Source organism: Lactobacillus leichmannii, from assembly GCF_024701915.1.
Classification (GTDB): Bacteria; Bacillota; Bacilli; order Lactobacillales; family Lactobacillaceae; genus Lactobacillus; species Lactobacillus delbrueckii.
Map to the genome: position 1 here is coordinate 1 of NZ_QOCY01000035.1, position 13,173 is coordinate 13,173.

8 protein-coding genes, 5 tRNA genes and 1 riboswitch are annotated in these 13,173 nt (G+C 50.6%); of the genes, 1 reads left to right on the forward strand and 12 read right to left on the reverse strand.

Translation table 11 applies throughout. The annotated features are described in order from the left end of the window. The 5 genes from DS743_RS03465 to leuS form a co-directional block, all read right to left on the reverse strand. A partial coding sequence (locus DS743_RS03465) for a thiamine pyrophosphate-binding protein (protein ID WP_258945814.1) occupies positions 1-339 on the reverse strand: 339 nt, incomplete at its 3' end. A 221-nt stretch (positions 340-560) separates the two neighbouring features. Continuing rightward, on the reverse strand, positions 561-1,730 hold the full coding sequence (locus DS743_RS03470; protein ID WP_035162219.1) for a membrane protein: 1,170 nt from the start codon (positions 1,728-1,730) through the stop codon (positions 561-563). Positions 1,731-1,891: 161 nt separating this feature from the next. Further along, on the reverse strand, positions 1,892-4,306 hold the full coding sequence (gene ppsA / locus DS743_RS03475; RefSeq protein ID WP_035184784.1) for a phosphoenolpyruvate synthase: 2,415 nt from the start codon (positions 4,304-4,306) through the stop codon (positions 1,892-1,894). Positions 4,307-4,617: 311 nt separating this feature from the next. Further along, positions 4,618-6,237, reverse strand: a complete 1,620-nt coding sequence (locus DS743_RS03480; protein ID WP_035184786.1) for a putative polysaccharide biosynthesis protein — start codon at positions 6,235-6,237, stop codon at positions 4,618-4,620. 94 nt (positions 6,238-6,331) lie between these two features. Next, entirely contained in the window at positions 6,332-8,746 is a 2,415-nt protein-coding gene (gene leuS / locus DS743_RS03485) for a leucine--tRNA ligase (RefSeq protein WP_003615690.1), read from the reverse strand. 296 nt (positions 8,747-9,042) lie between these two features. Here leuS and DS743_RS03490 point away from each other — a divergent pair, with 296 nt between their 5' ends. Further along, on the forward strand, positions 9,043-9,702 hold the full coding sequence (locus DS743_RS03490) for a phosphatase PAP2 family protein (protein WP_035184788.1): 660 nt from the start codon (positions 9,043-9,045) through the stop codon (positions 9,700-9,702). 54 nt (positions 9,703-9,756) lie between these two features. On the opposite strand, the gene DS743_RS03495 is transcribed toward DS743_RS03490, so the two are convergent. The 7 genes from DS743_RS03495 to DS743_RS03525 all read right to left on the reverse strand — a co-directional run bounded on the left by DS743_RS03495 (position 9,757) and on the right by DS743_RS03525 (position 13,173). Beyond that, complete coding sequence (locus DS743_RS03495) at positions 9,757-11,205, reverse strand: MDR family MFS transporter (RefSeq protein ID WP_035162207.1); 1,449 nt, start codon at positions 11,203-11,205, stop codon at positions 9,757-9,759. A 62-nt stretch (positions 11,206-11,267) separates the two neighbouring features. Beyond that, a complete protein-coding gene (gene metK / locus DS743_RS03500) occupies positions 11,268-12,464 on the reverse strand; it encodes a methionine adenosyltransferase (RefSeq protein ID WP_013439954.1) in 1,197 nt (398 codons plus the stop codon). Next, a riboswitch (SMK box riboswitch) is annotated at positions 12,462-12,549 on the reverse strand. Its footprint overlaps the gene before it by 3 nt. 65 nt (positions 12,550-12,614) lie before the next feature. Then, a tRNA-Val gene (locus DS743_RS03505) sits at positions 12,615-12,687 on the reverse strand. A 3-nt stretch (positions 12,688-12,690) separates the two neighbouring features. Continuing rightward, positions 12,691-12,762: transfer RNA gene (locus DS743_RS03510), tRNA-Glu, on the reverse strand. Positions 12,763-12,922: 160 nt separating this feature from the next. Next, positions 12,923-12,996 (reverse strand) — tRNA-Met (locus tag DS743_RS03515). A gap of 6 nt (positions 12,997-13,002) precedes the next feature. Then, a tRNA-Ser gene (locus tag DS743_RS03520) sits at positions 13,003-13,093 on the reverse strand. Positions 13,094-13,101: 8 nt separating this feature from the next. Next, positions 13,102-13,173 (reverse strand) — tRNA-Asn (locus DS743_RS03525).

Consider the following 13,173-nt stretch of genomic DNA (forward strand, 5'->3'; position numbering starts at 1 on the left):
GAAGTTGATGTCTTGACGAGGAGTTGGAACATTGGCTACCAGGGCAACCATTGGGGTCTTGTCGTACTTAGCGTCATACAAGCCGTTCATCAAGTGGATGGCACCAGGGCCAGCTGAACCCATGCAGACACCAAGCTTGCCGGTCAGCTTATATTCTGCTGAGGCAGCCAAGGCACCGGCTTCTTCGTGACGAACTTCGATGAACTTAATCTTGTCTTGCATTTCATAGATCGCGTTCATGGTTGAGTCGAATGACCCACCAGGGAAGCCGTAGAGGTGATCAATGCCCCACTTGTACATAACATCTAAAACGGCGTTTGCGCCCTTAATTTTTGCCATAAGTGAATCTCCTTACAATTAATTCCTTTAAAAGTTACTTACAGTAATAATTATAGACTCCCTGTAAGCGCTGTCAACATTGTGAAAAGATTAATTTTATCCAGCCTGGATATTGCCAGGACAATCTTCTGCTTTTCGCAAGCAAAAAATACTTCTATGAATATTAGGCAAAGTTTTATTAATGAAAGCATGCAAAAAGCGGATCGTCAGATCCGCCTTTTTTAAACTTCTTCAAATTCGATGATGATCTTGGTTGAGATGTAGGCTGGTGAAAATTCACCCCGGTTGTACTTCTCGACCTTCATGAAGCCGTCCTTGGATGAAAAGACGTATTCAGCCAGTTCTTCCAGGCTGGCAAACTGGTCAGTGTAGAAAGTCCCCTTTTCCGTAACCAGCTTCATCTTGCCGGCAAAAAGTTCCCGCCGCTTAGAGTAATTGTTGGTCCGGGTCCGGTTCTGGTTTTGGTAGCCGTTTCTCTGGTTGTTTCTGCGCTTGCCGTAATTGCCCCGGCCCCGCTTGTCGTCGTTAGTGCGCTTTCTAACAACAAATTGCTGGTCATTGGCCGGCTCATGGCTCTTTTCGGCTTTTTCCGCTGGCTTTGCTTCTTCCTTGACTTCTGACCCGCGGCCTGGCTTGTCAGCCTCCTCAGCCTTGTTTTCGGCTTCCTCGCTGTCATCAAAGGCAAAAGGCAATTCAACTTGCGGGTGTTCAGCCAACTTTTCCGTTGCCGGGCGCGGCGCCTTCTTGATAAAGCGCGGGCCAGCTGGCTTATCTTCTTCTTTGACTTCTTCTGCAGCAGACTTTTCTTCTTCTACTACTTCTTCTTTGACTTCTTCCTCTGCAGTAGTCTCTTCTTTGTTTTCATCCTCTACTTGGCTTGCTTGTTCTTGCTTTTCTTCCGTCTTTGCTGCTTCTACAACTTCTGCAGCTTCTGCTTTGCCTTCAACTTCGGTAGTCTTTTCTTCTGCTTGCGTGGTCTTTTCTTCTGCCTTTGCTTCTTCTGCTCCGAAATGGTCATTGATGTACTGGATGGCGCTCGGACCCCAGTATTTCTTGTTGTGGTTCTTTTTATCAACAAAGTCTGGCTTCAAGTCCTTGTGTTCCCGCAAAAAAATCCGCAGCTTCTTCTTGCCCAGGCCAGTAGTTTCCGCCAGGGCATTGATGTCCAGCAGGCCATTGTCGGTTGCCGGCGAAGCTGCCGACTTGGGTAGGACCTTGCCCAGTTCTTGGAAAATCTGCCCCACCGCTCGCTCATCATAAAATTTATTGCCGCTGGGATCAGTCAAGGTCGGTTTGAACTTGAACTTCATGTTGATCAGGTAGTAGACCTGCTGCTGGGAAATCTGTGCCAATTTTGCGATTTGATCCATTGAGTAGTATTGTTGTGCCATTTATCTGCTTTCCTCTTAACTTAAAGTGCTGCTTTTTACTAAAAAAATGATGATAATTCATTTTTAATTTTACGTCAAATTGGCATAAAATGCTTGATTTTTGCAATTATTCAACAAAAAAGCCGCTCCTTTCGGAGCGACTTATGGTCAAATCAATCTAATTACCATTCGTAGTCTTCAGTATCCTGCATCCCCAGACCAGTAGCCTTGTCCAGCAGAATTCTTTGTTCAAAGTGCGCTACGTTGAGCTTGGTTTCCTTAACCATGTCCGGGTTTACGGAAACGTAGTCAATCCCGCTCTTAACCAGGAATTCAGTGAAGTCTGGGTATTCTGAAGGTGCCTGCCCGCAGATAGATACGGTCTTGCCATCCTTGTGGGCGGTCTTGATCAAGTGGCGGATTGCCCGCTTAACAGCCAGGTTGCGTTCGTCGTAGAGGGCGGAAACGGCATCGTTGTTCCGGTCAGTCCCCATGATCAGCATGGTCAAGTCGTTTGACCCGATTGAGTAGCCGTCAACGTACTTGTTGAACTTGTCAGCCAAAATGATGTTGGATGGAATTTCCGCCATCATGAAGACCTTGAAGTCGCGGCTGCGCTCAAGCCCTTCATCAGCCATGATCTTGGTTACCTTTTCTGCTTCTTCAACAGTTCTGCAGAATGGGATCATGACATTCAGGTTCTTCAAGCCGAATTCGTTTCTAACCTTCTTGACTGCTTCCAGTTCCAGCTTGAAGGCTTCGATGTACTTCGGGTCGTAGTAGCGGCTTGCCCCGCGCCAGCCAAGCAGGTCAGCTGGTTCATGCGGTTCGTACTTGTCCCCGCCCTTCAAGTTCCGGTATTCGCTGGACTTGAAGTCAGAGAATCTCACGACAACAGGTCTTGGGTTCATGGCCCGGCAGACCTTGCTGATCCCGTTAGCCAGTTCGTTGACAACCCGTTCTGGGTGGCCGGTTTCGATCAAATAAAGCGGGTGCTGATGGATGTAAGTGGTCCAGAGGAATTCTTCCCGCATCAAACCGATACCATCAGCTGGCAAAGTTGAGTACTTTTCAGCCAGGTCCGGGTCACCCAGGTTCATCATGACTCTGGTTGCCGTTGGCGGGAAGTATTCAGCTGCAGCCATTGGGGCAGTCTCAGCCTTCTTTGGCTTAACGACTTCGTCAGCCACCCCTTGGTAGACAACCCCGTTCTTTGCGTCAACCGTTACTTCCTGGCCGGTCTTCAGCAATCTGGTTGCAAAGGTCCCCCGGCTGGCAGTACCAACGATACATGGGATCTGCATTTCCCGGGAAACGATAGCGGCGTGGCAGGTCATCCCACCGTTGTTGGTAACAATAGCGGCCGCCTTCTTCATGGCTGGGACCCAGTCTGGTGAAGTCATCAAGGTAACCAGGATTTCGCCTTCCTTGAAGTCACCGATGTCCTTCGGGTCGTCAATTACGTGCACGATACCTGAAGCTACACCAGGGCTGGCTGGCAGACCCTTGACCAAAACCTTGTTGGAGCTTGGAGCCTTAGCGTCAGTTGCTTCCTTGGCGCCGCCCTCCTTCTTTCTTTGTGACCAAACAGTTTCTGGCCGGGCTTGAACGAGCCAGAGCTTGTCGTCTTGGTCTCTGGACCATTCCATGTCCATGTAGCAGCCATAGTGCTTTTCAATTTGTTTAGCGTAGCCGGCAAGTTCAATAACTTCTTCATCAGTCAAACATGGACTCTTGGCCATGTCTTCTGGGACGTCTCTTTGTTCAACCCCGCCGCCTGGCAGACGGATCAATTCAATGTTCTTGTTGTTGATGGTCTTGCTTACGATCTGCATGCTTTCCTTGTCAACTTCGAAGTTGTCCGGGGTAACCGTCCCTTGGACGATGTATTCACCCAAGCCCCATGAACCTTCGATCATAACCTTGGTATCATCACCGTTGGCAACGTTGACCGTGAACATAACCCCGGCTGACTTGGAGAAGGCCATCATTTGGACAGCGGCTGACAGAGCCACCTTCTCTTGCGGGAACTTCTGCTTGATCCGGTAGTAGGTTGCCCGGTCAGTAAACAGGGAAGCGTAGCAGTCTTGGACCTTGCGGATAACGTCCTTGCGGCCTCTAACGTTAAGGTAAGTGTCTTGTTCCCCGGCGAATGAAGCGTCTGGCAGGTCTTCAGCCGTAGCACTTGAACGTACGGCAACGTATGGTTCGTTTTGTCCGGTCATCTTGGCCAGTTCGTCATATGAGTTGCCGATGTCTTCGGCTAAGTCTTCCGGCATTGGTGCCTCGCGCATGATCTTTCTGATCTGGCTGCAGACCCGGTGCAGTTCTTCTGAGTCTTCCGGGTCCTTCAAAGTTGCCAGCAAGGCATTTACCTTCTCGTTCAAGCCATTGACTTCCATGAAGTGCCGGTAGCCGTGTGCGGTCGTTGCGAAACCATAAGGCACTGGCACGTCAGTACCTGAAGTCAATTCACCCAATGATGCTGATTTGCCCCCAACCAAGGCCACGTCAGCGCGGCGCAGTTGGTTAAACCAAAGAACGTATGCATTTTTGCGTTCTTCTTCAGTCAATTCCTTCTTGTCGTTAATTTCCATTGTTTTTACCTCATATCACTCGGCTTGTAAGCCTTTTCACTATTGATTATTGTCCTTTTGTGATAAAATGTCAACATTTTCTTACAAGCTTTTTTGGAGGGATTTGCTGTAACCGTTTCCTTTGTTAAAATAACAGTATTTTAAAAAGTCTTTTTTGTTAAAAGTCCGGCAACTATTGAATTGCTTTTATTCACAAGCTAAAAAATACTTTTATCAAAAAACTGCTTCGTCCCTTACCGGACTGATGTGACCCCAAAAGAGGCGCAAAAAAAGATCCTCCAAATGGAGGATCCTTAACTGGCTCTATTCTATTATCTGAACTTTTGCATGATCCGGGTCACCCGGCTGCCCAAAATGTTTTCAGCCAGGCCGGTCTTAAGACTCAAGACCCCGTAAACAAGCACGCCGACAGCTACCGCCAAGCCGCTGAGTAGCATGGCTGACAAGCGCCGGTAAGGGCTGAGGAAGAGGCCGCCCAGCTTAACGGCAGCAAAGACCGCCGCGAACATCACTATGGAGAAGCTGGCAATCCCGATAAAGCGCCGCATGATCCGGTCAGCCTGCCAGCGGTATTTCATGCTAAGGTGCTTGAGGGACATGGCGATGACCGCCAAAAGGCCAAGGTTGGTCGCCAAAAGCGGACCATAGACCTTGAAAAGGCGGATCATCGGATACTGGACGATCGCTTTGATGACCAAACCAAAGATCAAGTAGCGGATGGCATACATGTTCTCGTCCAGACCCTGCAAGATGGCCATGAGGACCGTAAACATCCCCAAGCTGATGGCCGTAAAGGAGGACAGGTACAAGACATGGGCCCCCAGCCGGTCATAGCCGTAGAAAATGGTGTACAAGGGGTCTGAGATCGCGGCCATCCCCAGCGAAGCCGGCAATAAGACGAACAAGGAAAGTTCCAAGGTATTGCCGATCTGCCGGGAAATATCCCGGTAGTCCCTTCTGGCGTGGGCCCCTGACAAGAGCGGAATAGCCGTAACTGCCATGGCCGTTGACAGGGAGACCACGATCATGATCAGCTTGTTGGCGTTCAAACCGAACAAGGCATACCAAATTTCGATCGCGTCATAAGGCACGTGCATGAAGCTGGCGATCATCGGGTGGAAGGTATACTGGTCCACCAGCTGAAAGATGTTGATCCCGGAGTCAATGATGATGAAGGGGATCGACTGCTGGATGATTTCAAAGAGCAGGCTGTTGGTTGAAACCTGCACCTGGTTGTTGGACTGGGCAATCAAAGGATCAACCGTCCGCTTCTGCCTAAGGTAAAAAATTACCAGCAGGCCAATACCGAACACGGCCCCGATCGCGGCGGCCAGGTTGGACTGGGTTACCGCGTCGACATAGTTGCCGTGCTGGACCCGCATGATCACATAAGCCGTCAAAAGCATCCAGATCACCCGGGCCAGCTGTTCCACGAACTGGGACATGGCACTGGGCATCATGTCGTTGAAGCCCTGGAAATAGCCCCGCAGGATGCTCAAGATCGGAATGATCAAAACGGCCAAAGCCAGGCTCCGGATCACCGGTACTTCCTGGGGGTTAAAGCCAGTCAGCGGCAATGCCAAAAAGTACATGCAGGCCGCTGAGATAATCCCGAAGACCCCCATTAAGGCCAGGCCGTGCCTGAAGAGCTTGCGGCCGACCCCGTACTCATTCAGGGCATTGTACTTGGCGATCTGCTTGGCGATCGCCCCTGGAATGCCCGCGGTGGAGATGATAATGAACAGGCTATAGATGTTGTAGCTCTTCGCCGTCAGAGAGTTGGCCAAGTTGCCATACTTTCCCATCCAGGCATACCAAGGGATAATATAGATCGCCCCGAGAATCCGCGACAGGATCGAGCCGATAGTCATCCAGGCCGAGCCCTTTAACAACTGGGCCTGGGAGTTGGTCTGTGATTTGTTCTTTGCCATAAAACTTCCCTAATCTTTATACTTCAACCTACTATCATATTCCTGATCCGGTTTGAAATATACCATAAATTGATTTTTTAGGAAAATTTTAGATTTATTTGGCAACAATGTTCACGATCTTGTTTGGCACGACAATGACCTTCTTGATCTCCTTGCCTTCCAAAAATTCCTTTACGTGCGGCAGAGCGGTTGCGGCAGCTTGGGCTTCTTCTCTGCTTGCGTCCTTGGCGATTTGGAAGTTGCCCCGCTTCTTGCCGTTGACCGTAACCGCCATTTCAACCGTGCTTTCAACCAGCTTGCTTGCGTCGTAAGTTGGCCAGGCAGCAAACTGCACGCTTTCGTCGTGGCCGAAGACATGCCAGATTTCTTCCATCATGTGCGGAGCAACCGGAGCCATCAGCTTCACGAAGCCTTCAGCGTATTCCCGCGGAATCTTGTCGACCTTTTGGCAGGCGTTCATGAAGACCATCATTTGGGAAATAGCCGTGTTGAAGCGCAGTTCTTCAAAGTGTTCCGTAACAGTCTTGACCGTTTCATTGTAGATCTTGTCCAGCTTGCCGTCGTTTTTGTCAGTGATCTTTTCAGATGGGATCGGATCCAGGTCTAAGTCATTGACAAAAGTCCGCCATACCCGGTCAAGGAACTTCTTAACACCGGAAGGACCGTTGTCATCCCAGTCAATAGACGCGTTCAAAGGCCCCATGAACATTTCGTAAGTCCGCAGGCTGTCGGCACCGTATTCGTCAATGACGTCGTCTGGGTTAACCACGTTGCCCCGGGACTTGGACATCTTTTCATGGTTCTTCAAGATCAAGCCCTGGTTGTAGAGCTTTTGGAACGGTTCCTTGGTTGGAACGACGCCCAAGTCGTAAAGAACCTTGTGCCAGAATCTAGCGTAAAGCAGGTGCAGGGTCGCGTGTTCTGCCCCGCCGATGTAAAGGTCAACTGGCATCCACTTCTTCAAGAGTTCCGGGTCAGCCAGGGCCTTGTCGTTGTGCGGGTCAATGTAGCGTAGGAAGTACCAGCTTGAACCAGCCCATTGCGGCATGGTGTTGGTTTCCCGCTTGCCCTTCCGGCCGTTTTCGTCAACAACGTTGACCCAGTCAGTCAAGTTGGCCAGCGGGCTTTCCGGAGTGCCGGACGGCTTGATGTTGCTTTCCTTAGGCAGGCGCAGCGGCAGTTCGTCTTCTGGCACCAAAGTGGTTTCCCCGTCTTCCCAGTGGATGACCGGGATTGGTTCACCCCAGTAGCGCTGACGGGAGAAGTTCCAGTCCCGCATCTTGTAGTTGACCTTCTTTTCGCCGACGCCCTTTTCAGTCAGCCAGTCAACCATCTTGGCCTTGGCTTCTTCATTGTGCAGGCCGTTCAAAAAGTCTGAGTTGACGTGGACCCCGTCACCGACAAAGGCTTCCTTGCTGATGTCGCCGCCTTCAACGACTTCCTTGATTGGCAGGTTGAACTTAGTGGCAAAAGCGTAGTCTCTTTCGTCATGGGCTGGAACGGCCATAACTGCCCCGGTCCCGTAAGTTGCCAAAACGTAGTCAGAAATCCAGACTGGCACTTCTTCCCCGTTAACCGGGTTGATAGCGTAAGCACCAGTGAAGACCCCGGTCTTGTCCTTGTTCAAGTCAGTTCTTTCCAGGTCAGACTTGGATTCAATGGACTTGATGTAGGCGTCAACGGCTTCCTTTTGCTCTGGACTGGTGATTTCCTTAACCAGTTCGTTTTCCGGGGCCAAAACCGTGTATGAGCAGCCAAAGAGGGTGTCCGGCCGGGTAGTGAAGACGGCAAAGCTCTTGTCTGAGTCCTTGATCTTGAAGGTTACCTGGGCCCCGACTGAGCGTCCGATCCAGTTTCTTTGCATTTCCTTGATCGGTTCTGGCCAGTCCAAGTCGTCCAGGTCGTCCAGCAAACGGTCAGCATAAGCAGTGATCTTCAGCATCCATTGCCGCATCTTGCGCCGGTAAACCGGGTAGCCGCCCCGTTCAGTCTTGCCGTCGATAACTTCTTCGTTAGCGACAACCGTGCCCAGGTCTGGTGACCAGTTAACCGGTACTTCAGCTTCATAGGCCAGGCCCATCTTGTACATTTGTTCAAAAATCCACTGGGTCCACTTGTAGTAGTTCGGGTCAGTAGTCTTGATTTCCCGGTCCCAGTCATAGGAGAAGCCCAAAGCTTGCAGCTGCTTCTTGAAGTGGGCAATGTTTTTGTCGGTGAAAGTTGCCGGGTCGTTACCAGTTTGCAGAGCGTATTGTTCTGCCGGCAGACCGAAGGCATCCCAGCCCATTGGGTGCAAAACATTGTAGCCTTGGGCCCGCTTCATTCTGGCCATGATGTCAGTAGCGGTGTAGCCTTCCGGGTGACCAACGTGCAGGCCCTTGCCAGATGGGTAAGGGAACATGTCAAGAACGTAGTACTTTGGCTTTTCCGGGTCAGTCCCGGTCTTAAAAGTCTTGTTTTCCAGCCAGTACTTTTGCCACTTCTTTTCGACAACTTTATGGTTGTACATCTGATAAATCCTTTCTTAAAAACAAAAAATGCCCTATGTTCAAACATAGGACGAATTGTTTCGCGGTACCACCTAAGTTCCACGCTTTCGTGTGACACTCAAATGTTTCTTAAAGCGAAACAACACTTTGGCATTGTCCGGGTGAGTTCAAAATTCCTCTTTCAAGCCTCGCAGCCACCGGCTCTTCTCTGAAGAAAGAAAAATTTCTACTAGTCCCTGCCCTTTATTATTTTCTCGATAACGATTATACTTTACCACATGGCTAAAATTTTTCAAGGGAGAAAAATTAAAAACAATTGAATATGAAAGGAAATAAAGTTAATTATCAGCCGCTTTTAATTTTTTGCGGTGCCTTCAGCCTCTTTTTTGCTTTTTGGGTTTACCTGATTGCCAGCAAGAATCCCTTTATCAAGACTTTTGATACGGTAGTCTACAATGCAATCAGAAACAACAATCCGGTCGAAAGGCAACTGGCCTTTTACTGGACCCAGCTGGGCAATACCTTGACGATCACAGTCTTTACCGTGGTCCTGGTTCTTTTCCTGGTCTACCAGCGAAACTATATCCACGCAGTTTTTGCCAGTTTAACCATGATCGCGGCAAACGCCTGCAACTCAATTATCAAAAATATCATCCAGCGCCAGAGGCCCCGGATGGACAAGGCGGTTCAAGCCGATGGCTTCTCCTTCCCGTCCGGCCACTCGGTCGGTTCCATGACCCTGGCCCTGGTCTTGATCGCCTTGATCGTCGTCTTGGTGAAAAAGAAGCCAGTCAAGACCTGGTTGATCGTCTTCTGCGTCTTCTTCACCCTGTCGATTGGCTTTACCAGAATGTACCTGCACGTCCACTGGCCAAGCGACGTCTTAGGGGGCTGGTGCGAGGGCCTGGCCTTCAGTTCATTGGCTAGCTGGCTCTTTTTCAAGGCCTTGGACAAAAAGAATAAACTAAATTCTTAATAAAAAATCTGCTCACATGCCGTGAGCAGATTTTTGTTTGCGTTCATATTTTAACTAATCCTTCTTTTGCCGGTAGATATGGTTGAAGGCCAAGGACAAAAGCAAGGCAATCAGAGAAACGATGTAGATCCCCCGCATGGATGAATGCAGGATCTCCCGCAGAGGGGCCAAAACGGCCGGATCCAGGCTTTTAGCCTGGACTGGGGAGACAATCTTGTTCATCATCTCGCTGGTCAAGGAAGGCTGCTTTTTGAGCCCACTGGCCACGACCACGTTGAAGGTCATCCCGTAGAAGACCATCATGACAGTTTGACCCAAGTACTTCATCAGAGTGTTAAAGGAAGTTGCCACCCCTACCTGGCTCTTGTCAACCACCATCTGGGCCCTGACCTGGCTGGCCGTGGCAATACTGCCGAAGCCGATCCCGTTGAAGACGGCGATCAGGCAGAAGACCCAAAATGGCGTGTAGGTCGGAATCAGGATGAAGGCCAGGTCTGCCCCAATTAAGAGCAAAAGTGACGCGTCAAAGTACTTCTGCGTCCCCCACCGGCCCATAAGGTCACCGGCTAAAAAGGACCCGCAGACCCACAAAAGGGAGCTTGGCGTAATGGCGAAGCCGGCGATTGAAGCACTGACCCCGTTGATCCCCTGCAGCCAGGTCGGGATGTAGAATTCAAAGCCGATCACGACCCCGGAAACCAAGAGCTGCAAGATGTTGACCGCCAAAAATTCCTTGTCTTTTAAGATGCTGAAAGGAATAATCGGGTCAGCGGCTGTTTTTTCCACCTTGGTAAAGGCCCAGAGGCTGACCAGCATAATTGCTGCTAAAAGCAGCAGAGTCCAGTTAAATCCTTTTTCCAGCCCCTGCAAAAGCAGCATTAGGGATAAAAGGAAGATAACCAGGCTAAAGCTGCCCTTGAGGTCGATCCGTAATTTATTTTTAGCAAAATCTTCATGCAGGTAAAAGGCAACCAGCAAAAAGGCGAGCAAGCCGATCGGCACATTGATCATAAAGACCCAGTGCCAGGACAGCTTTTGGACGATAAAACCGCCCAAAAGCGGGGCGATAACCGAAGCCAGGCCCCAGAAGCCCGAAGTCAGGCCCAGCATTTTAGCCCGCTTGTCAATATCATACATGTCCGCTAAAACCGTCACCCCGGCTGTCTGGATAGCCCCTGAACCAAGCCCCTGCAAGACCCGGAAGGTGATCAATTCCACCATCGAGTGCGAGAAGCCGCAGAGGGCTGACCCGATCACGAAGAGTCCAATGCCAAATAAAAAAACTGGCTTGCGTCCTACGCTATCAGCCAGTTTCCCATAAATCGGCGTTGAGACTGCCGTCATCAGCAGAAAGACAGACACCACCCAGCTCATGATTGCCAGCCCGTCCAAATCGGCGATAATGGTTGGCATCGCGGTCGACACAATCGTGCCTTCGATCGCGGACATAAAAGTGGTGATAAAGACAGCGAGCGTGACCATTTTCACGTTTGTTTTCTTCATTCTTTTCTCCAACGAAATTTATGTTACGTTAATGTCTTACGTGCATTCAATTGTAAAAAATATTACTTGCGGCCATTAACAAAAGCCTGGAGGGCTTCCGCCTTGTCGGTCTTTTCCCAAGGCAGGTCGACGTCAGTGCGGCCAAAGTGGCCATATGCAGCCGTCTGCTTGTAGATTGGCCGGCGCAGGTCCAGCATCTTGATGATCCCGGCTGGGCGCAAGTCAAAATTGGCCCGGACAGCTTCAGTCAAAAGCTGGTCGCTCACCTTGCCGGTCCCGGCAGTATCAATCATGATGGAAACCGGGTGGGCCACCCCGATGGCGTAAGCCAGCTGGACTTCACAGCGGTCAGCCAGGCCAGCGGCGACAATGTTCTTAGCCACGTAGCGGGCAGCGTATGAGGCGCTTCGGTCGACCTTGGTGGCGTCCTTGCCGCTGAAGGCACCGCCGCCGTGGCGGGCATAGCCGCCGTAAGTATCGACGATGATCTTGCGGCCAGTCAGACCGGCGTCCCCCTTCGGCCCCCCGATAACGAAGCGGCCGGACGGGTTAATCAGGTACTTGGTCTCGTCATCCAAGAACTTGTCTGGAATGACTTCCTTGATCACGTCGTGGACCATGGCCACCCGGATCTCTTCATTAGTCACGTCAGGGCTGGTTTGGGTTGAAATAACGACCGTGTCCACCCGCTTAGGCTTGCCGGCGTCATCGTATTCCACCGTGACCTGGGCCTTGGCATCTGGCCGCAGCCAGGGGAAGGTCCCCTCTTTTCTCAGCTGGGCCACTTTGCGCATCAAGCGGTGGGCCAGGGAAACCGGCAAAGGCATCAGTTCCGGCGTTTCGTTGATGGCGAAACCAAACATGAGCCCCTGGTCACCAGCCCCGATCTGGTCGAGTTCATCGCTGTCGTCTTCTCCCCGGACTTCCAGGGCTTCATCAACCCCGCCGGCGATGTCAGGCGACTGCTTGTCCAGCGCTACTAAAACGGCGCAGTTGTCGGCGTCAAAGCCCAGGTCTGGGTCATTGTAGCCGATCTCGCGGATCGTCTTGCGCGCGACCTGCTGGTAGTCAACATTAGCCGTAGTCGAGATTTCCCCGAAGAGCAAGACCAAACCTGTGGTTACAGAAGTCTCACAGGCCACGTGGGCTTGCGGATCCTGGGCGAGTACCGCGTCCAGAATGGCATCGGAGATCTGGTCAGCGACCTTGTCCGGGTGTCCTTCTGAAACTGATTCTGACGTAAATAAGTGCTTTTCCATCTATGTGTGTCCCCCTATAGACTAGCTACACGGTTACAAGGCATCTTCACCAATTTGGTGAATCCTATCAGGACTTGTAACAAATAACATTTTAACCATGTTCAGTTTTTTGTAAAAAAAAAGGTTACCGTCCGGTAACCTTCTGAACAATGGAGGATACAGGGCTCGAACCTGTGACCCTCTGCTTGTAAGGCAGATGCTCTCCCAGCTGAGCTAATCCTCCATATGACCCGTACGGGATTTGAACCCATGTTACCGCCGTGAAAGGGCGGTGTCTTAACCACTTGACCAACGGGCCTTTTCATAAGCACGTTTACTAGTATACAGCAATTCCCGGTCAATGCAAGCTTTTTTCGGGAAAAAGTTTTCAGAAAAAATAGAAAAGATTAAAGAATAGACAAAAGAGGAGAGAAATAAAAATCGAAAACAAAAACCACGACTTGGTCGTGGTTTGCTTATAGCGGCGGGGGGGATCGAACCCTCGACCTCCCGGGTATGAACCGGACGCTCTAGCCAGCTGAGCTACACCGCCATAAAACGGAGTGTGAGGGATTTGAACCCTCGATACAGGTATTTACCCGTATACATGATTTCCAATCATGCTCCTTCAGCCGCTCGGACAACACTCCATATTATACTCCGCCTGTCAGACTCGAACTGACGACATCCTGATTAACAGTCAAGCGCTCTACCAACTGAGCTAAGGCGG